Source organism: Aureisphaera sp., assembly GCF_059726885.1.
The window spans coordinates 2,691,172-2,712,817 of sequence record NZ_AP041051.1 but is presented as its reverse complement, the minus strand read 5'-3'; the positions used below and the strand labels follow the sequence as shown (position 1 = coordinate 2,712,817).

The window sequence follows — 21,646 nt, the reverse complement described above, 5'->3', positions numbered from 1 at the left end:
CCGCATTATCGAACTATTAAGAAATTGTATCTTCGCAGCGCTTATGAATAAAGATACGGTAGATACAGTAAAATCCTTATTGGATACTCCAAAAAACATTGTAATTATTGGGCATAAGAATCCCGATGGGGATGCTATTGGTTCTTGTTTGGCATTGTCCTTTTTCTTGAAACAGCGTGGGCATTATACCCAAGTGGTTATGCCTAACGATTATCCTCAATTCCTAAAATGGATCCCAGGTTGTTCGGATATCATTCAGTTCGATAGACAGGAAAAGAAGGTAAGAGAGGTTTTGGCCAATGCCGATGTCGTATGTACGCTTGATTTCAATGCGTTGAACCGAACGGGCGACCTAGGTGAGGTTTTGGAAGGTGTAACGGCCCCATTTGTTATGATAGATCACCATCAGCAACCGGATACTTATGCCGTTGCCACCTACAGTGATGTTACCATGAGTTCTACTGCCGAAATGGTATTTCACTTTATCCAGGCACTTCATGGTATTGATGAAATTACCCCAGAAATTGCTACACAACTGTACACTGGTATTATGACCGATACTGGGTCCTTTCGATTTCCTGCAACAACAGCAACCACCCATAGGGTTATAGCTTCCTTAATTGAAAAAGGAGCAAAGAACAGTACGATTCATCAAAATATTTACGATACCAACAGTCAGGATCGAATGAAACTTTTGGGAGTGGCCTTAAATAACCTTCAGGTACTTCCCGAATATAGGACCGCATATATTTCACTTTCCCAAAAAGAGTTGGATTCCCACGACTTTAAAAAAGGGGACACCGAAGGGTTTGTAAATTATGCGCTTTCCCTTAAAGGAGTCATTTTTGCCGTGATCTTTATTGAAAACAAACAGGAAAGTATCACCAAGATTTCTTTCAGAAGTAAAGGTTCCTTTTCGGTGAATGAATTTGCCCGCGCCCATTTTGAAGGTGGTGGCCATACCAATGCTGCTGGAGGTAGGGCCGAAAAACCTATTGAAGAAACCATACAACATTTTATTAGTATATTGCCAGCCTATAAAAATGCCCTAAACCATGATGCGTAATCTGCTACTTTTATGTGCAGTAGTGCTGTTGCTGCCTTCCTGTAAAGGACCTGAAGCAAGAAGACCCATTAAGAGTACTTCTGGGACTTTTATAAAGGAATCCGCAGAAAGAAACAAACTCCTATACGAACAAGAGGAGAAAATGATTACCAATATCATTAAAGCAGATACCGTGCGGGACTATTTGTCTTCAGATAGTGGCTTTTGGTATTATTACAATGTAAAGGATACCCTAAAAACCACATTCCCTCAATTAGGGGATGCCGTAACATTTACTTACGATGTTAAATCATTGACCGGAAAAGTGGTTCTTTCTGAAGCCGATAACGGCCTTCAGAATTATAAAATAGATCAGTCCAATCAGGAATTGATTTCTGGTATACGCGATGGCCTAAAATTGATGAAGGAAGGAGAAACCGTTACCTTTCTATTTCCTTCCTACAAAGCATATGGATACTACGGCATCGAAAATAAGTTAGGCACCAATGTCCCAATACAAAGCACTATTACATTAAAAACGATACAAACACTAGAAAATGAATAACATTATGAAAAAACTAATGCTTTTAGCGGTGTTTTTTACCGCTGTTTCTTTTACCTCTTGTAAAAGTAAATATCCCGACTTGGACAAGGGCTTATACGCCGAGTTTGTAACCAACAAAGGAATTTTCGTTGCTAAATTCTATGAAAAGGCAACCCCATTAACAGTTGCCAATTTTGTTGAATTGGCCGAAGGAACACATGAAATGGTTGACTCAGTATATAAAGGAAAGCCTTATTTCAACAACCTTACTTTTCATAGGGTCATAAAAGACTTTATGATTCAGGGTGGAGATCCAAAAGGAGATGGTAGTGGAAATCCAGGATATCGTTTTCCAGATGAGTTTGTGGACAGCTTAAAGCATGACAAAAAAGGAATTCTTTCCATGGCAAATTCGGGAGCCGCTACCAATGGTAGTCAGTTTTTCGTTACCCTAAAAGAAACGCCTTGGCTAGACGGTAAGCATACCGTTTTTGGAGAGGTTGTGCTTGGGCAGCAAGTAGTAGATTCAATTGGAAATATTGAAACCAGCAAACCTGGAGACAAACCAGTAGACCCAGTAATTATTCAGGAAGTGAATATTATAAACAAAGGAGCTAAAATTCCTTCGTTCGCTGGAGAAATGGAGAATATTGAAAATGTGAAGAAGGAAAAAGAAGAGCGCTTGGCCAAGGTAGCAGAGACCACAATTAATGAATTAAATGCACTGAAAGCAGATGCAGAAACAACAGAATCCGGGCTTCAAATTTACTGGAACAATAAAGGGGATGGAGTTAAGCCTAATGAAGGTGATAAGGTCACAATGAACTATGCAGTATACTTTGCCGACGGAAAACTTATTGATACCAGCCTTCTTGAAGTTGCCGAAAAGTATGAAGCGGTGGATCAGAGAAGATTGGCAGCAGGACAATATATTCCGATACCAAGTGTGTATAGTACCGAAGCACGATTAATTCCTGGGTTCAAAGAGGCTATGTTACGTATGTCCGTAGGTGATAAGGTAACCTTATTTGTTCCTTCTCATTTAGCGTATGGAGAACAAGGAAACAGGGGTATCCCTCCAAACACAGACCTGATTTTCCAATTGGAATTGGTAGAAGTATCCAATGTTGATTAGATAACAGCATATATTTTGCATAAAAAACCTCCGTCTATACGGAGGTTTTTTATTGCAGTGATTCGAAGTAATTAACTTTCTTCTTGCCGTTTACAATCTCATACGACCTTCCTTTCTCAAACTGATCTCCTATATACGATAATGTATCTACAGTACTTTCTAAAGGCACGTAATAGACTAGATTAAAGGAATAGTCGGGTAAAAAGCCATCTCGATAATATGAAAAGGAAATGCTATCTGCTTCCTTGGAAATCTTAGGGAACCAATTTAGGTTCGTAATAAGTTCATATTCATCTATAGTAAGATTATTGCCTTCGGTACCGTAGGGATAATCCTCACTATCGTCAATCTTGCTCTCTAGGCTTTTTCGCAAGGCAGCATTCAAGAATTCGTTCTCATATATCTTGGTGCAGTAATGATAATATAATCCCCCATGCAATGCCAATGTTATCAATACAGCAAATATGATTTTTTTAGGAATTGAATATAATTTGATCCAACGGAAAAACGATACCAAAATGCGCAAGGCGATCAAATTGGCCAGTCCCAATCCGATTACTTTGAGAGTTTCAATAAAAACAATCCATTCGCTAAAGGTCAACTCAATGAAGCCAACCCAGTACATCAGCAATAAAAAAAGAAGGCAAGTGTTCAGGAAAGCAATTGCCAAATACTTCAATGATTTCTTAAAAAGACGAATCATTATAAGGCCTTCTATTAACTCCGTGGAATATTCTTTAAGGTTTCTACTACGAAATTCCAATACTTCAATGTGGAAGAAATACTAGCTCTTTCATCGGGTGAATGTGCTCCCTTTATAGTAGGGCCAAAGGAGATCATATCCATTTCAGGATAATTCTGTCCTAATATACCACACTCCAATCCTGCATGGCAAGCGGCCACATGTGGTTTTTCACCATTCAAATCCACATATAACTGCTCCATTACTTTTAGAATCGGGCTATCCATGTTGGGTGCCCAACCGGGATACTCTCCCGAAAAGCTTACATCATAACCCGCCATTTCAAAAACTGCCTTTAGGCTATTGGCCACATCATCCTTGGAAGATTCTACCGATGAACGGGTGAGGCACTCAATTTTTACAGCACCATTAGCGACGGTGACTTTGGCTATATTATTCGAGGCTTCCACCAGGCCTTCAATGGCCGGACTCATTCGGTATACCCCATTATGTGCACCGTATACTGCATTTATCAATTGGTTTTGATCCTCTTTGGACATTACCGAAGAAGGCATTTCCACTTTTTGGGTTTCTATGGCCAATTCCGGTTCCAACAATTTGAATTCATCTATAATATGAAACTGAGCAGTTTCAACCCTCTTTACAAAATCTGATACATTTTCCATAGGAACCACAACTGTAGCCACACTTTCCCTAGGAATCGCATTACGAAGACTCCCGCCATTAATTTGAGCCACGAAAGAAATGTCACTTACGGATGCCAAGATGCGGTTCATAAGTTTGTTAGCATTCCCCAACTCTTTAATGATGTCCATGCCACTGTGGCCTCCTTGAAGTCCTGTGAGCGATATAGTATAGGCCTGGGAATTGTTGGGCGCGTCCATTTTACTATAGCTTCCTGTAGCGGTAACATCTACGCCGCCTGCACAACCTACTCCTATTTCATCGTCTTCCTCAGTGTCGAGGTTTAAAAGGATTCCTCCCTTAAGCAATCCGCCTTTCAATCCCATAGCCCCAGTCATACCCGTTTCTTCGTCTATAGTAAACAAAGCCTCCAAAGCAGGATGCTCAATGCTGTCGCTAGCAAGTACAGCCATGATTGTTGCCACTCCCAGCCCATTATCTGCTCCAAGTGTAGTGCCGTTGGCCCTTACCCAATCTCCATCTATGAACATATCTATACCCTGGGTTTCGAAATCGAAAACCGTATCATTATTTTTTTGATGCACCATATCTAAATGCGACTGCATAACGATAGGGGTTCGATCTTCCATTCCAGAAGTCGCTGGTTTACGGATAATTACATTACCCACTTCATCTACGATGGTTTCCAATCCCAAGCCATTCCCGAAGTCCTTCATGAATTGAATAACTCTTTCTTCTTTCTTGGAGGCACGCGGAACGGCATTTAAATCTGCAAAATGGTTCCAAAGTGCGTTAGGCTCAAGTGCTCTGACTGCTTCGCTCATAATTTTTAAATAATTTGTTCAAAAATACAGCTTCTACTGCTTTCGGAAAACGAATGATCGAAGAATTCTTTGTATGTTTGATTCATGCGAAAAAGAACCAAAGTAATTTTAGCCCTCTTACTCCCCGTTCAATATTTTTCGCTCCTTATTCTAAGGAACTTTCCAGAATTTATAGAAAAGTACTATAGCCAAGGAATTTATCCAGTTCTATCAAAAATTTCACGCACTATCTTCGGATGGATTCCCTTTTCCTTTGGAGACTTGCTCTATCTGCTCCTCATACTCTTTTTTCTCCGATGGATTTACAAGAACATTCGCAGGGTACGCAGGGAACCTGTCTTATTTGTAGTGGATATTATGTCATCACTTTCCGTAATTTATTTGGTGTTCAATTTAATGTGGGGGCTAAACTATCTTCGTACACCGTTGCACAAAACATTGGAATTGGATCGGGGCTATACTACCGAAGAATTAGTAGAAACCACCAAACGGATTATTGCAAAATCGAATGAATTACATCGCCAACTGGGCTTCGCCGATAGCACTAAGATCGATCTCCCCTATTCGCAAAAAGAGATTTTCGACAAATCCATAAACGGGTATAAAAATCTGGAAAAAGAATATCCCAATCTCCATTATTCGCCAAAAAGCATCAAAAAAAGCGGGTGGAGCTTAGGACTAACCTATATGGGCTATAGCGGGTATTATAATCCCTTGACTGGAGAAGCGCAAGTGAATAACCTGATAAAAACATATAAGTTTCCTGTGGTGAGTTGTCACGAACAAGCGCACCAAATTGGGTATGCAGCAGAGAACGAAGCCAATTTCATTGCCACTTTGGCAACACTACATAATGACGATCCATACATACAGTATACTGGCTATATCTTTGCCTTACGCTATTGCGTAAATGAAATCGCACGTCGGGATATGGATACCTACAAAGCAATTCTACCTACCATTAATTATGGTATTTTGGAAAGTTATCGCGAAATGCGTGAATTCTGGGAGAGTTATGAAAACCCATTCGAGGATATCTCTAAGCTATTTTGGGATCAGTTTCTAAAAGCAAACAATCAATCTAAGGGTATAATGAGCTATAGTTATATGGTTGCCCTTGTGGTGAATTACTTCGAGGATCGTCCGCTTTAAGGTTTTCTTAACAGGGTGTTAAACTCCCTTTGAGGTTCTTCGTAAACCATCTTACCTTATTATCTTTAAAACAGAAATAACCAATTACTCACGAATGAAAAAAACCTTCTTTTTTCTGCTGTGCCTCTGCATGGCAGGATTCGCTTTTGGCCAAGATTATTTTCCCAAGAACGACGGTGTCAAGGAAAAAAACAATAATTATACGGCCTTTACAAATGCAACCCTGCATATCAGTCCGGGGAATGTAATTAAAAAAGGAACTTTACTTATCCAAAATGGAAAAGTCGTCGAAGCTGGCAAAAAGGTTACCATACCTGCCAATTCGGTAACTATAGACTTGGATGGGAAACACATCTACCCTTCATTTATTGAAAGTTATTCAGGCTTTGGCCTGAAAAAACCCGAACGTGCCCAAAGCAATGGGCGTGGGCCTCAATACGATGCTTCGAGGGAAGGGTTTTATTGGAACGATCATATTATGCCCGAAACCAATGGTATCGAAAAATTTAAATATGATAAGAAAAAGGCAAAAGAGTTTCGCGAAGCAGGTTTTGGGACAGTAAATACACATCTCATGGATGGTATCGCTCGTGGGACAGGTGTTTTGGTAGCACTTAATGATAAAGGCGGGGACCAAGATCGAATCCTAGAGGATGCTTCAGGGCAATTCTTTAGCTTTTCCAAAAGTGTAGCAAGCAGACAGTCCTATCCTACATCCCTAATGGGCTCGATGGCCCTATTGCGGCAAATGTATAGTGACATGAACTGGTACTCCAAGGGTAACTCCGATACCAAGGATCGTTCACTAGAAGCCATGATAGAGAATAAGAACCTTGTTCCTTTCTTCTATGCTGGAGACAAGGCAAATAATGTAAGAGCCGATAAAATTGGCGATCAGTTTGGAGTAAACTATGTAATTGTAGGAGGTGGCGATGAATACGAATCTATTGAAAGTATAAAAGCAACCCAAGCAAAATATATCATTCCCATCGACTTTCCAGCAGCATTCGATGTTAGCGATCCATATCATGCAAAATATGTAGCCCTAGAGGATATGCGAGCATGGAACCAATCCCCTACTAATCCAAAAGTATTGGCTGATAATGGGATAACTTTTTCACTGACAACACATGACTTGGATAAAATGTCTGAGTTCAAAAAGAATCTCATGAAAGCCATTAAACATGGCCTTTCGGAAACCAAAGCCTTGGAATCCCTAACCACCGTTCCTGCGCAATTATTGGGAAAGAGCAACATCTTGGGGACTTTGGAAAAAGGAAAATATGCTAATTTCCTGATTACTTCAGGGAATGTATTCGAAAAGGAAACCACCTTATTCGAAAATTGGGTTCAAGGTCATAAACACGTTATTAACGACATGACTCAGAAGGACATTCGCGGTAAGTACAACCTTTCTGCTAATGGAACCACGTATGAAATGACCTTGAAGGGTGAGGCCACCAAACCCAAAATGGAATTGAAACAAGGCGAAAAGAAATTCAAGGCCAAGGCTGCTTATAAAAACGACTGGATTACCTTCTCTTTTACTGATGAAGACAAAACAGAAACCCACACAGCAGCGGCATTAATTCCTACCTCTGGAAGTTCTTTCTCCGGCAAACTAGTTTTACCTAACGGAACCGAAAGTTCGTTTACGGCAACTCGAACTGGAAATGCCGATAAGGAGGATGATAAGGATAAAGACAAGGATAAAAAACCGGAAATTGTACCTACTACCTATCCTAATGTAGGATATGGTTTCAGCAGCAAACCCAAGTCACAAAACATGTTGTTCCAAAACGCAACCGTTTGGACAAGTGAAGATGCAGGTGTTTTAGAAAATACGGATGTATTGGTAAAAGACGGTAAGATTGTTGCCATTGGAAAGAACCTTAGTGCTAGCGGTGCTAAAAAAATAGATGCAACGGGTAAGCATCTCACAGCTGGGGTTATTGATGAGCATTCCCATATAGCCGCCTTATCCATTAACGAAGCTGGACACAATTCTTCGGCCGAAGTAACAATAGAAGACGTCATTAACCCTGAAGACATGGATATTTATAGAAACCTAGCAGGGGGTGTGACCAGTATTCAGATTTTACATGGTTCTGCTAATCCAATCGGGGGACGTTCAGCTATTTTAAAGTTAAAATGGGGAGAAGATGCCGAAGGGTTGGTGTACGATAACAGTCCTAAATTCATAAAGTTTGCACTGGGTGAAAATGTAAAGCAATCCAATTGGAGGAGTTTTGCACGATTCCCTCAAACAAGAATGGGTGTGGAGCAGGTATATGTGAATTATTTTAATCGTGCCAAAGAATACGATGCCAAGAAGAAAAGTGGACAATCGTATCGTTACGATGAAGAAATGGAAGTACTGGCCGAAATCCTGAATGGAGAACGTTTCATTAGTTGCCATAGCTACGTACAAAGCGAAATCAACATGCTTATGAAAGTAGCCGAAAAGTTCAACTTTAAGGTGAATACTTTTACACACATTTTAGAAGGGTATAAAGTAGCCGATAAAATGGCAGCCCATGGCGCTGGTGGATCTACCTTCAGTGATTGGTGGGCCTATAAGTATGAAGTGAATGATGCCATTCCTTACAACGCAGCCATTATGGCAAAGCAAGGCGTGGTCACAGCCATAAACAGTGACGACAATGAAATGTCCCGCAGATTGAACCAAGAGGCAGCTAAAAGTGTGAAGTATGGTGGAATGAGTGAGGAAGAGGCTTGGAAAATGGTGACCATTAACCCTGCCAAGTTATTACACCTAGATGATAGAACTGGAAGTATAAAAGAAGGGAAGGATGCCGATTTGGTATTATGGTCCGATCATCCACTTTCGGTTTATGCCAAGGCGGAAAAAACCATCATTGATGGTGCGGTCTACTTCGATATTGAAGCTGATAAACAAAAACGCGAAGCCATTAAGGAAGAGCGCAATAAGCTCATGTCGATGATGCGTGCCGAAAAAGACGGTGGTGGTAAAACCAAACCACCTAGCAAGAAAGAAAAAATTCATATGCATTGTGAAACTATAAACTAATCCAACCATGAAGATTATAAAGAACATTTTATTAGCTACAGTTATTTGTGTTGGATTACATGCTTGGGCTCAGCAGACCCCTGCACCTTCACAATCAGAGACCATTAGTATTACAGGGGCCACAGCCCATTTGGGTAATGGCTCTGTTATTGAAAATAGCGTCATTGTATTCAGTGATGGAAAAATTACTGCCATAGGTGATGCGACTACTGGCACGCAAGGTAGAGTGGTAAACGCCAGTGGTAAGCACATTTACCCAGGAATTATTGCTCCTGTGAGCACCCTAGGATTGGGTGAAGTAGATGCCCTAAGACAAACCCGGGATTTTGATGAGATCGGTGATTTCATTCCCAATATCAGAAGTATTATTGCCTATAACGCAGAAAGTAAAGTAGTAGAATCCCTAAGACCAAATGGCGTATTGGTAGCACAGGTTGCGCCACAAGGAGGTCGCATTTCAGGAACTTCCTCGGTAGTGCAGTTAGATGCATGGAATTGGGAAGATGCTGCCGTAAAAACAGATGATGGTATACATTTAATATGGCCCAATAGCTTTAAACGTGGGCGATGGTGGCTTGGTGAAGACCCAGCTTGGAAACCAGACGACAAATACAATGAACGAATTGATGAAGTCCGTTCCTATTTGGCAGGTGCAAAGGCTTACGGAAAGGCCAGTGCCGCATCAAAAAATGAAGGATTTGCCGCCATGCAAGGACTGTTCAATGGAAGTCAGAAATTGTACGTCTATGCCCAAGGAGAGCGCGAGATTATTGATGGGATAACCATGGCTAAAGAATCGGGAATCTCACAGGTGGTCCTGGTTGGTGGGTATGAAGCATATAAGATCATTCCTTTCTTGAAAGAGCATAATGTACCAGTTTTGGTAAATCGCGTGCATACAACGCCAAGAGCAGATGACGATGATTATGATCTGCCCTATAAACTACCTAAATTGCTTGCCGATGGCGGGCTTTTAGTGGGGCTAAATGCCAAAGGACAGATGGAGCGTATGAACACGCGAAACCTACCTTTTTATGCCGGTCAATTAGTAGGGCAAGGTGTTGACAAGGAAACTGCCTTACAAATGATCACTTTGAATACTGCTAAGATTTTAGGAATAGATGCTACGTATGGTAGCTTAGAAGTAGGCAAAAGTGCCACGTTCTTTGTGAGCGAGGGTGATGCCTTAGATATGAGAACCAATAACCTAACACATGCCTTTATAGATGGTCGTGAGATTTCACTTGAAACGCACCAGACCAAACTATGGAAGCGGTATATGGATAAATATTCTGGAAATTAAAACATCTAAAAAGGGTCGTTCTCTGAATGACCCTTTTTTATATACTTGGAACTTTGAATACCGCGCATTCCATATATCATGATTTAGTAATTTTGGGAACACCAGAGCAGGTGTTCAATGCGATAAGTCTGCCCATGCACCTCAATAATTGGTGGACCTTGCAGTCTGCAGGAAAACCCATACAAGGATCTGAATATACCCTTTACTTTGCCCCAGAGTATGATTGGCGTGCCAAAGTAGCCTCCACGGAACCTAACAGGTCCTTCCATCTTAAAATGACCCATGCTAGTGAAGATTGGAGCACCACTACTTTTGGTTTCGACCTTGAAGAATTGGATAATGGAGTATTACTCAAGTTCTCACACCTGGGTTGGAAACACTGTAACAACGAGTTTAGGAATTCTTCCTTTTGTTGGGCCATGTTATTGAATGACCTAAAAAATTATGTTGAAAAAGGAACCATTGTTCCATTTGAGGAAAGATCCTAGCAAATTGGTTTATGTGGTGGCATTACCTTTCCACTACCTCAGCACCATCAGGTATTATAAATAAGTTTTCATTTGGCACTTCGGGCGAAACCTGAACATGCTCGAATACACGGCTACTTCGCTCCGATACAGGCACATTATTTTCTGTAGTATACCATGTAAGTTTTTTGGGAAGTACCAAATCATTTATCGTTTCCCATTCAGAATAATGGATAAAGCTCCATGTTTCGCTTTTCTCATTGCTCTTATAAGTTACCGTATACCCCAACCACTCCATACGATTCGTTTCGGCGTCATAATACAGAATGTATTCGTCCTTTGGAGAATCTCCTACTCCATCACCGTAAGAAATTTTAATCCCCTCATATTCCTTGTCCATTAGTTGGGTGGTCTCCATTTTTTCATAGGTAATTCCATCATCGCCCAATACAAACGGCATGGCATAAAAATAAAAGTAAAGGTTGTGGTAAAAACGCGCATTCCCATTATAGTCCTCTTTTTCATTTTCCAAGAGCCATACCTCTTTGCCATCAAAACCAATGGACCACTTGGGATGATCCAGTCGCACACGACGGTCCTTTAGGGAAATCAGATGCTTCTCAACCGTTTCTCCTTTGGTAATTTCGTAGGACAGGGAATTCATTCCCCACCACTTTTTTATACCACCATGGGCATCAAGCACTTCACTAAGTTCGGTCGGATATACAAAAATGGGAATCTCTTCTTCTACATAGTCATCCTCAAGAATTTCGAGTACTTCTGGATGTTCTTCAGATGTGCTGTTCTTACAAGCAACTAGCACTAAAAGGGACAGCATTCCTATAGTATATATTTTTTTCATGATGGTTTGTTTTGAAGTCTATTGGACGAATAAATCTATCTTCCTTACAACTTGTTTTTAACAGATTGGTGCTTTCGAACAAAAAAGCTATTTTTAAGCTGCTAACGTAAACTAATATCGTGAAAAAATTCTTTCTCCTACCCTGTTTATTATCCCTTTTATGTTGTCAGAATTCTGAAGAAACACCGGTAAGCTTTAATGAGCTTGCGGAAGGAAGCCCTTCCATCAACGGTAAGGAATCTTATCTCCCATCCCCATATGTTACGGCTGGGGATCGGGTGTATGTGGTTGGGCATCAAGATGGTTCCTTCCCGGATTTGGGATGGCACGTCAAAGGTGAAATGGGAGGTATTTGGAACCATCCCATTAAATTATTGGATGGCTTCGAAATATCCCTACTCCATGCCGGTGTTACCTTGTCACTAGATAAAGCAAATTCGTTTACCAATTACCCCTATGCCAACAAAATGAATTATGCATTTTCGGAGGAGGGCCTTAAAGTAACACGTTGGCAGTTTGTACCTGATGGAAAAGAAGGAGTGGTTATTCAGTTGCATATCACAAATGAAGGCGCCAAAAAGAATTTTGGATTGCATTTTACAGCACATTCCGATCTACGCCCCACATGGTTGGGAGAGCGAACCGAAATGATCGACAGCAAGGATATTGCCTCTTTCGATGAAACAAAAGGCATTCTCTCTTTTAAAGACAGTCTAAATCCATGGTATGCCCTTATTGCATCAGATGCTAAAGTCGAAAGTTATTTGGATAGTCCAAAGCAGCTCAGCGCAAGTAATTCAAAAACCCTTGAATATAAAATTGAGGTTCCAGAAAATGAATCGGTCGTTGTGAATTTCGTCATTGCGGGCTCTTATAAATCAGAAGCCACGGCCTTAGAGAACCACAAATCCATCCGGCAATATATTTTCCAAGACTTTAATTCGAAAAAAGAACGGTACAGCGCATTGGCCCAAAGAACCAAGCTTACCGTTCCCGACAAGGATATTGAAGCCGCTTTTGAATGGGTTAAGTACAATTGCGATTGGCTTGTTCGCACCGTTCCGGAAATTGGCACTGGTATTGGAGCGGGAATCCCCGATTACCCATGGTGGTTTGGGGTAGATAGCGAATATGCTTTACAAGGTTATATGGCTATTGGTCAAAAAGATCCGGTTTACAGTACCATTTCATTATTGGATAGCGTATCTGAAGCATTGAATGGAAATGGCCGAATCATTCATGAAATGTCTACCAATGGCGCCGTTTTCAATCCCGGGAACATTAATGAAACCCCACAATTTGCTACCCTTATTTGGAAGATATACCAATGGAACGGAGACAAAGCGTTCTTGGAAAAATATTTCCCCACCATTGAGAAAGGCCTTAACTGGCTCATGAATGAAAATGATGCCGATAAAAATCAATTTCCTGATGGGTATGGCATGATGGAAGTGCATGGTATGGACAGCGAAATGATCGATGTGGCAGCGTATACCCAAAAGGCCTTCGTAGATGCGTCAAAAATTGCAGCCGAAATCGGTAAAGACGGTCTCAGCAAAGGGTACGCTTACATAGCGGATCAAATCAAAGATAAGATCAATGATAAATTCTGGAGTGAAGAGTTCAATTCCTATGCGGATTTCATCGGATCGGACGAACAGGCCCTTCATCTAATAGAAGATGCCATTGTGCGGGCAGATACCCTTGGTAAGCCATGGGCGGTGGAGGAACTGAAACAAACACGACAATCCATTCTAGACAATCCATCCAATGAGGCCAGACCTTTTGTAATGCATCACAATTGGGTGGTCAACACTCCTATGGAAGTAGGTATTGCCCCGAAGGATAAGGCGATCAAGGCCTTGAATACAGCCGAAAAATTTGTGAATCCATTTGGGGTATTCGTAACTGGTATCGATAGGGACGAGTCGGCTGGAAGTGACGATGGTTCTTTCCAAGGAAGCAAAATATTTTCGTATACAGGCGCCGTAATGACGTTACCTACAGGTGTTCAAATAGTTTCTGAAAACAACTACGGAAGACCGGATAAAGCGTTGAACTATATGAAGCGAATGACACGAACATTTAGTTACGCATTACCGGGAAGTATTTATGAGGTTTCCCCGGACTACGGTATGGTGACCCAAGCCTGGAATGTATACAGTTATGCAGTTCCTATTGTAGAGCAGTTTTTTGGAATTACACCCGATGCAGCTAATAAAAGAGTGATTATTAAACCCCAAATGCCTACTTCCTGGAATGAAGCTTCTTTAGAAAACGTAATGGTGGGCGATAATGAAGTATCCATACACTTTAGCAAAAAAGAGGGAACCATTCGAGTTGAAGTAATCCAAACAATGGATGATTGGGAGGTAGTTGTGCAACTTCCCAAAGTAGATAATTCAAGTTTTTTTGTAGAAGGTGCACAGATCAGTTCTGAAGAAACACCAAGTTATTATAGAATTTCTTCCAAACAAAAGCGCGCAGCCCTAAATGTAAAACAACAATAAGCTATTGCTTCACCAAAGGTTTTACCAGTTCGCTTCCTTGGACATTAATTCGAATGAAATACATACCAGAAGGCAATCCAGATACATCTATACTTTGCTTATTTTGGGTCGTAATGAGTATACTGCCTTTTATATCGAAAACATGAATTTCTAGATTCGATAATTCTTGGGTTGTATTAATTTGAATAAGATCCGTCGCTGGGTTTGGGTATACTACGAACGCAAATTTATCAACATCGGTTAGGCCCAGTACCCCATCTGTTTCAATCTCGAAGTCCGTTAGCACAAAACTTCCATTATCATTATTGGTCATTCGAACATATATGGTCTGTGGATTTGCTATGTTTTGATACGCCATTGGAGTCGGGATGGGATTTATACCTGCATCAGAATCTCCGAAACTTTCATAATAGGTAAAGGCGAAAAGCGTTGGGTCCTGACTTCCCAGCATTAAAGCTTCATTTGCTGTAAGGTCGAATATCGCCAGGCCGTCTCCATCACCCTCATTCACAAAAATAGGCTCTGGGTCGACATCTATAAAAGGACAATCCGCCCATACCACAAGTTCGAGTTCCACAATGGCAAAACAGCCGGTAATACTGCTCTCAACCCTCACGTACAAAATTTCTAAAAAAGGAACCGAATTAGTGTAGGGACTTGCTAACGGCAATTGGTTTAGCTCGGCATCTATTAAAGTTAGATGATAGGAAATGATGAGATTAGGCTCTCCCCCAGCAATTTCAACGTCCTTGGAATTTAGATCAAAATCGGCAAAGCCATCTCCATCATCATCGCATTCAATCAAAGGTGTTGGAGTAATAGGCGAAGGTTGGGGTTGCACAATTAAGTTGAAGCTTGTGGTATCAAAATTTCCATTCAACAAACTTTCCAATCGTGCATAAATAGCTTGGGGATTCGAAAGATTAATGTAAGAAGTTGGAATGAAAATGGCATTTATGCCCATATCCGCATCCGCTTGGGTCTCATAAAAGCTTATAATGAAATCTGAAGGTGACTGCGAACCTAAAATCTGGGCTTCGGTAAACGTTAGATCAAATTCGGCAAAGCCATCGAAATTATCATCACAAACAACAAGATCATCTGGTTGATTAGCTACTTGTGCAGAAAGTCCGACTCCTAAGAATAAAAAAGTGTAAAAAAGTAAAGCTCTAGTCATCTCATCAATTTTTTGTCAAGTTAGTGAAAATAGTGCTATACCGTGATTTGAATCCGACCAAGCAGTCCAAATTCTTGAAACCCAAAAAGATTATCTTTGCCCCGTGAACAAATTTATTTCAAGTCTACAGAATCCTTTGATAAAACTGGTACTACAGTTGTCCGAAAAATCCCGAGAACGGAGAAAAAAAGGACTGTTCGTGATCGAAGGCCAACGGGAGGTGCAACTTGCTCTCGCCGGCGGGTATGAATTTGAAACCCTGCTGTATTGTTCAGAAATAATTGATCAAAATGCATTGGAAGAGCTGATTTCAACCTTGAATGTAGGTACCAACTGTATTGAAATATCGAAAGAGGTTTATCAAAAAATAGCCTATCGCGAATCCACAGAAGGTCTAATCGCTATTGCTAAGGCCAAACCTTTGGATATAGAACACCTTAAATTATCCAATGATAATCCTTTAATTCTGGTCGCCGAAGCTCCAGAGAAACCAGGTAATATCGGTGCACTCTTACGAACGGCCGATGCCGCTAACTTAGACGCTGTCATTATCGCCAATCCCAGAACCGACCTTTACAATCCAAATATCTTAAGGAGTAGTGTTGGCTGCGTTTTCACGAACAGTATTGCATCAGGAACTTCGGAGCAAATCATTCAATTTCTAAGCGAAAGAAACATTGCCATCTACAGTGCGATTCTTCAAGAAGCAGTACCCTATCATACATTAGATTATACCCAAGGAGCTGCTATTGTCGTGGGAACAGAAGCAGATGGACTTTCTGATATTTGGAGAAACCACAGTACTCAAAATATCATCATCCCAATGGAAGGGGAAATCGACTCCATGAATGTATCGGTAGCGGCGGGAATTCTTATCTTTGAGGCCAAAAGGCAACGTTCACAACAATAATCTACAATCTACATGACTCCCGAATCTTTGTTCTTTGTACTTATCATCATTTTGATCGTAAATTTTGGTATCGATAAAATATTGGATGCCTTAAATGCAAAGCGATTTTCCGATGCCTTGCCAGATGAATTAAATGATGTATACGATGCCGAAGCGTATGAAAAGTCACAGCTGTATAAGAAAGAAAAATATCGTTTTGGTTTGCTCACTTCTTCGGTGTCCTTGGTAGCGACCTTACTGTTCTTCTTTTTTGATGGGTTTGCCTACGTAGATGCCATGGTAAGGCAGTTTTTTGAAAATGATATCGTAATTGCATTGTTTTTCTTTGGTATTATCATGTTGGCGAGCAGCATTATTAGTTTGCCTTTTTCCTATTACAACACCTTTGTTATTGAAGAGAAATATGGTTTCAACAAAACGACTCGATCGACTTTTGTTCTGGATAAATTGAAAGGGTGGCTTATGGGAGCTGTCTTAGGGGGTGGTATTTTAGCGTTGATCATTTGGTTTTATGAAACCACAGGGGATTACTTTTGGCTATACGCATGGGGAATTGTCACCCTCTTTTCAATCATTATGAATATGTTCTATGCTCGACTCATCGTACCATTGTTCAACAAACAAACCCCACTACAGCCAGGTGACCTTAGGTCTAAAATAGAATCTTATGCCTCTAAAGTGGGCTTTAACCTTAAAAATATCTTTGTCATTGACGGATCTAAAAGAAGTACCAAGGCTAATGCTTATTTCTCGGGTTTTGGCAGGGAGAAAAGAATTACACTATACGACACCCTAATTAATGACCTTGAAGAAGATGAAATCGTTGCGGTGTTGGCACATGAAGTAGGGCATTACAAAAGAAATCATATTATTTACAATCTTATCGCTACCATCCTAATTACAGGATTCACTTTTTGGTTATTATCACTTTTTATAGGAAGTGATTCACTAAGTCAAGCATTAGGTGTTTCCGAGGCCACTTTCCATATTGGTCTTATCGCTTTCGGAATTTTATACACGCCCATTTCTGAAATTACGGGCCTGTTTATGAACTTCTTATCCAGAAAATTTGAATATCAGGCCGATGATTATGCCAAAATGACGTATGCAGCCCCGCCGTTAATAGCTGCTCTTAAAAAATTGTCCAAAAATAGCTTAAGTAACCTTACGCCCCATCCAGCGTATGTTTTCGTGCATTATTCTCATCCAACTTTGTTGCAGCGGTTCAGGAATATGAATCGACCCTAACATATTAAGGCTCCATTAGCGTTATAGTAGACCCTTACTTATTTCTAGCACATTTTTTGTTGTTGGTTAAGGTGCAATTCATTAATTTTAATTTATGACTGAGGCACTTATAGAAGCAGAGAATAAAGAAATTGCAAAGCAATACAAGCAGCTATTAAAGATTAGCTATCGTACGCTTACCCCTGCCGATAAGAAATTGATTCGGTCCGCTTTCGATGTGGCAGTCGATGCCCATAAGGATCAGCGCAGAAAAAGTGGGGAAGCCTATATCTTTCATCCTATTGCTGTTGCAAAAATAGTAGCATCCGAAATTGGTTTGGACGCCACCTCTATTGCCGCTGCCCTACTTCATGATGTGGTGGAGGATACGGAATACACCTTGGTCGATTTAGAACAGATGTTTGGTGAAACTGTCGCTCGAATTGTAGATGGGCTTACCAAGATTTCTGCTTTGGAATACGAAGGTGATGTATCGCTTCAGGCCGAGAACTTCAGGAAAATGTTGCTCACCCTTAACGAAGACATTAGGGTGATCATTATTAAGATTGCCGATCGACTGCACAATATGCAGACCATGGATTCTATGCCTTCGCACAAGCAAGTGAAGATTGCATCAGAAACCCTATACATATACGCTCCCTTAGCACATCGAATTGGCTTGTATAATATTAAAACTGAATTGGAAGATTTAGGATTAAAATATACTGAGCCAGAGGTGTTTCAGGATATACAGAGCAAAATGAAGGAGAGTAAGGAAGACCAAGATGCGTATATCGATGATTTTTCGCAAGTACTTCAGGACTCTTTGGATGCCGAAAAGTTGAGTTATGAAATAAAAGGCCGACCTAAATCCATATTTTCCATTCGTCGGAAGATGATTGCTCAAAATGTGAGCTTCGACGAGGTATATGACAAATTTGCGGTTCGGATCATCTATAAAAGTGATCCTGAAAACGAGAAGTTTATCGCCTGGAAGATTTATTCCATAGTAACAGATCACTTTAGACCCAACCCAATGCGTTTACGGGATTGGATATCCTCTCCAAAATCGACTGGATATGAAGCCTTGCATATTACCGTCATGGGACCCAAGGGAAGGTGGGTGGAAGTACAGATAAGAAGTGAGCGTATGAACGAAATAGCCGAAAAAGGATACGCTGCACACTACAAATACAAGAATACCGAAAAAGAAGATCAAGGACTGGACGATTGGTTGAACAAACTCCAAGTTACCCTTGAAAACGCTGAGATCAATGCCGTTGATTTTGTTGAAGAGTTCAAGCTCAACCTATACGCAAAGGAAATCTTTGTGTTCTCACCTAAGGGAGACCTCTACTCGCTCCCCAAGGGCTCAACAGCATTGGATTTTGGTTTCCATGTACATACTGAAGTAGGCCTTCATACCAGAGGGGCTCGGGTAAATAGTAAATTGGTTCCATTAAGTCATGAGCTCAAGAGTGGAGATCAGGTGGAGATCATTACCTCAGACAAAAGTAAACCTTCGGCTAACTGGTTGGATTATGTTACCACCGGAAAAGCGCGATCTAAGATTAAATCATCACTTAAGGAAGAACAAAAACAGATTGCAGCCGAAGGAAAAGTGATTCTTGCCCGTAAATTGAAGTCTCTCAAGATTACATTAGATGAGAAGACAGTGAATCAATTGGTGGTTTATTTTAAACTAAAAACAAGTTTGGATCTTTTCTACCGTGTAGGTGCCGGTATTATAGATAATCAAAAGCTCAAGGATTTTGCTGCTTCCAGAAACAATGCTTTGATCAGTTTCTTCAAAAATAGGATACGCAGACCTGCCACACCCGAAGATGTTAACAAAGATGAAATCACGGTTAAATATGATCAATTGGTGTTTGGAAAGGATGAGCAACATCTGGATTACAAAATGGCCAATTGTTGTAACCCCATCCCGGGAGATGATGTCTTTGGTTTCACCACGGTAAACGAAGGGATTAAGGTTCACAAAAAGAACTGTCCCAATTCCTTGCAATTACAAAGCAACTATGGGTATCGCATCATGCAGGCCAAATGGATAGATTCCACCCAACAAGAATTTCAGGCGGAGCTTCAAATTTCTGGAATTGATACTATTGGCTTGGTTAATGAGGTAACCCGAGTGATATCGAACAACCTGCACATCGATATGAAAAGTGTTCATTTCGATACAGACGATGGTACTTTTATTGGGAAGATTATTGTGGTCGTAAAGAACAAATCAATTCTTGATAATTTGGTTAAAAACATTAAAAAAATAAACGGAATTGATAAAGTATCAAGACTTTAATTTCAGTAACTTTGCACCTTTGTGATGAGTGCAACGGAGCAAAATAATCAGGCCATCGTAAAGAATGTGTTCACTGGGTTCCTAGAGGAAAACGGCCATAGGAAAACCCCTGAACGCTACGCCATTCTTCAGGAAATCTATGATCACGACGATCATTTCGATATAGAATCCCTCTATATCAATATGAAAAACAAAAACTATCGTGTGAGTCGTGCAACACTTTATAATACCATTGAGTTATTATTGGAGTGCGGCCTTGTTCGCAAACACCAATTTGGACAGAATCAAGCACACTACGAGAAATCTTATTTCGATCGCCAGCACGACCATGTAATATTGGAAAATGGAGAGGTAATTGAGTTTTGTGACCCTCGCATTCAGAGCATTAAAAAAACTATTGAAGAAGTTTTTGATATAGAAATAACCAACCATTCCCTGTATTTCTACGGAAACAGGAAGAATTCCAACAACTAAATATATGGCAGTAGACTTACTACTAGGACTACAATGGGGAGATGAAGGAAAAGGAAAAATAGTCGACGTTCTTACCCAAAATTATAACATTATTGCTCGTTTTCAAGGAGGCCCCAATGCAGGTCACACTTTAGAATTCGATGGTATCAAACATGTACTTCATACCATTCCTAGTGGGATTTTCCATGAGAATGCCATCAATTTGGTAGGTAATGGAGTCGTTATAGACCCTGTTATCTTCAAGAAGGAGCTGGATAATTTGGCACAGTTCAATCTTGACATCAATAAAAAATTGCTCATTTCGAGAAAGGCACACTTAATCTTGCCTACACATCGATTGTTGGACGCCGCTAGTGAGGCCTCTAAAGGAAAAGCAAAGATTGGATCTACACTAAAGGGAATTGGCCCAACCTATATGGACAAAACCGGAAGGAATGGGATCCGTGTGGGCGATATTGAAATGGACAACTGGAAAGAAAAATACCGTGCCTTGGCCAATAAGCACGAAGCAATGATAGATTTCTATAAAGCTGAAATCCAATACGATTTACAAGAATTGGAAAACGAATTCTTTAAAGCCGTTGAAGTGTTGAAGCAATTAACCTTTATCGATAGCGAGGAGTATATCCATCAAGCACAAAAAGATGGAAAGACAATCCTTGCGGAAGGTGCCCAAGGATCTCTTCTCGATATAGACTTTGGAACCTATCCATACGTAACTTCATCTAATACCACTGCAGCCGGAGCTTGTACTGGTTTGGGTGTCGCCCCTAATAGGATTAAGGACGTTTTTGGAATATTTAAGGCGTATACCACTAGGGTAGGAAGTGGCCCCTTCCCTACCGAACTATTTGATAGCTATGGGGAAACCATGGGGCGTGTAGGAAATGAATTTGGTGCCACCACTGGACGCGCAAGAAGATGTGGCTGGTTAGATTTGGTAGCCCTGAAATATGCGGTGCATGTAAATGGCGTTACCCAGCTTATGATGATGAAAGGAGATGTTTTAAGTGGTTTCGATACCCTCAAAGTTTGTACAGCATACAAATACAAAGGTGAGACCATACATCATTTACCCTATAATATTGAAGCGGAAAATGTGACTCCTTTATATACTGAAATGAAAGGCTGGAAAGAAGACCTTACCAAAATGTCGGATGCTTCCCAGTTTCCAAAGGAACTTAATGAATACATTGCGTTCCTGGAAAAGGAATTGGAAGTGCCTATCACAATTGTTTCAGTTGGCCCGGATAGAACACAAACTATTCATAGATAAACGTATCGATAAGCTGCTTT

Annotated in this window: 17 protein-coding genes; 13 read left to right on the top strand and 4 right to left on the bottom strand. The window is 40.6% G+C overall.

Translation table 11 applies throughout. The features are described from left to right. Positions 1-43 precede the first annotated feature (43 nt). Genes AC6JAD_RS11835 through AC6JAD_RS11825 form a run of 3 tightly spaced genes read left to right on the top strand, consistent with a single transcriptional unit; the run spans position 44 to position 2,724 of the window. On the top strand, positions 44-1,066 hold the full coding sequence (locus AC6JAD_RS11835; RefSeq protein ID WP_461303409.1) for a DHH family phosphoesterase: 1,023 nt from the start codon (positions 44-46) through the stop codon (positions 1,064-1,066). Further along, complete coding sequence (gldI, locus tag AC6JAD_RS11830) at positions 1,056-1,610, top strand: gliding motility-associated peptidyl-prolyl isomerase GldI (protein ID WP_461303408.1); 555 nt, start codon at positions 1,056-1,058, stop codon at positions 1,608-1,610. The genes AC6JAD_RS11835 and gldI overlap by 11 nt, the downstream gene beginning before the upstream one ends. Before the next feature lie 4 nt (positions 1,611-1,614). Then, entirely contained in the window at positions 1,615-2,724 is a 1,110-nt protein-coding gene (locus AC6JAD_RS11825; RefSeq protein WP_461303407.1) for a peptidylprolyl isomerase, read from the top strand. Between the two features lie 49 nt (positions 2,725-2,773). Here AC6JAD_RS11825 and AC6JAD_RS11820 read toward each other — a convergent pair whose 3' ends face one another. Both AC6JAD_RS11820 and AC6JAD_RS11815 read right to left on the bottom strand, forming a co-directional pair. Continuing rightward, entirely contained in the window at positions 2,774-3,427 is a 654-nt protein-coding gene (locus AC6JAD_RS11820) for a hypothetical protein (protein WP_461303406.1), read from the bottom strand. A gap of 14 nt (positions 3,428-3,441) precedes the next feature. Continuing rightward, positions 3,442-4,896, bottom strand: coding sequence for an aminoacyl-histidine dipeptidase (locus tag AC6JAD_RS11815; protein WP_461303405.1), 1,455 nt, complete (start codon positions 4,894-4,896; stop codon positions 3,442-3,444). 84 nt (positions 4,897-4,980) lie between these two features. Between AC6JAD_RS11815 and AC6JAD_RS11810 the strand changes: the two genes are divergently transcribed. From AC6JAD_RS11810 to AC6JAD_RS11795, 4 genes are all read left to right on the top strand, one after another. Then, positions 4,981-6,048, top strand: coding sequence for a DUF3810 domain-containing protein (locus AC6JAD_RS11810; RefSeq protein WP_461303404.1), 1,068 nt, complete (start codon positions 4,981-4,983; stop codon positions 6,046-6,048). A 94-nt stretch (positions 6,049-6,142) separates the two neighbouring features. Further along, on the top strand, positions 6,143-9,100 hold the full coding sequence (locus AC6JAD_RS11805; RefSeq protein WP_461303403.1) for an amidohydrolase family protein: 2,958 nt from the start codon (positions 6,143-6,145) through the stop codon (positions 9,098-9,100). Positions 9,101-9,107: 7 nt separating this feature from the next. After that, positions 9,108-10,403 (top strand): amidohydrolase family protein, encoded by a 1,296-nt coding sequence (locus AC6JAD_RS11800; RefSeq protein ID WP_461303402.1) that lies wholly within the window; start codon positions 9,108-9,110, stop codon positions 10,401-10,403. A gap of 26 nt (positions 10,404-10,429) precedes the next feature. Beyond that, the gene (locus AC6JAD_RS11795; protein ID WP_461303401.1) at positions 10,430-10,891 is read left to right on the top strand and encodes an SRPBCC family protein; all 462 of its coding nucleotides are present in this window, start codon (positions 10,430-10,432) and stop codon (positions 10,889-10,891) included. Positions 10,892-10,913: 22 nt separating this feature from the next. Here AC6JAD_RS11795 and AC6JAD_RS11790 read toward each other — a convergent pair whose 3' ends face one another. Continuing rightward, entirely contained in the window at positions 10,914-11,732 is an 819-nt protein-coding gene (locus AC6JAD_RS11790) for a DUF6503 family protein (RefSeq protein ID WP_461303400.1), read from the bottom strand. A 119-nt stretch (positions 11,733-11,851) separates the two neighbouring features. Between AC6JAD_RS11790 and AC6JAD_RS11785 the strand changes: the two genes are divergently transcribed. After that, complete coding sequence (locus AC6JAD_RS11785) at positions 11,852-14,242, top strand: alpha-L-rhamnosidase-related protein (RefSeq protein ID WP_461303399.1); 2,391 nt, start codon at positions 11,852-11,854, stop codon at positions 14,240-14,242. 1 nt (position 14,243) lies between these two features. Here AC6JAD_RS11785 and AC6JAD_RS11780 read toward each other — a convergent pair whose 3' ends face one another. Then, a complete protein-coding gene (locus AC6JAD_RS11780) occupies positions 14,244-15,419 on the bottom strand; it encodes a T9SS type A sorting domain-containing protein (RefSeq protein ID WP_461303398.1) in 1,176 nt (391 codons plus the stop codon). Positions 15,420-15,522: 103 nt separating this feature from the next. On the opposite strand from AC6JAD_RS11780, the gene AC6JAD_RS11775 reads away from it, so the two are divergent. The 5 genes from AC6JAD_RS11775 (at position 15,523) to AC6JAD_RS11755 (ending at position 21,626) form a co-directional block, all read left to right on the top strand. Continuing rightward, complete coding sequence (locus AC6JAD_RS11775; protein ID WP_461303397.1) at positions 15,523-16,329, top strand: TrmH family RNA methyltransferase; 807 nt, start codon at positions 15,523-15,525, stop codon at positions 16,327-16,329. 12 nt (positions 16,330-16,341) lie between these two features. Then, a complete protein-coding gene (locus AC6JAD_RS11770) occupies positions 16,342-17,577 on the top strand; it encodes a M48 family metallopeptidase (protein ID WP_461303396.1) in 1,236 nt (411 codons plus the stop codon). A 94-nt stretch (positions 17,578-17,671) separates the two neighbouring features. Continuing rightward, on the top strand, positions 17,672-19,876 hold the full coding sequence (locus AC6JAD_RS11765) for a RelA/SpoT family protein (RefSeq protein ID WP_461303395.1): 2,205 nt from the start codon (positions 17,672-17,674) through the stop codon (positions 19,874-19,876). A 24-nt stretch (positions 19,877-19,900) separates the two neighbouring features. Then, positions 19,901-20,350 carry a Fur family transcriptional regulator gene (locus AC6JAD_RS11760; RefSeq protein ID WP_461303394.1) on the top strand — a complete coding sequence of 150 codons (450 nt, stop codon included), beginning with the start codon at positions 19,901-19,903 and terminating at the stop codon, positions 20,348-20,350. A gap of 4 nt (positions 20,351-20,354) precedes the next feature. After that, positions 20,355-21,626: an adenylosuccinate synthase gene (locus tag AC6JAD_RS11755; RefSeq protein ID WP_461303393.1), complete on the top strand. Its 1,272-nt coding sequence runs from the start codon at positions 20,355-20,357 to the stop codon at positions 21,624-21,626. Positions 21,627-21,646 lie beyond the last annotated feature (20 nt).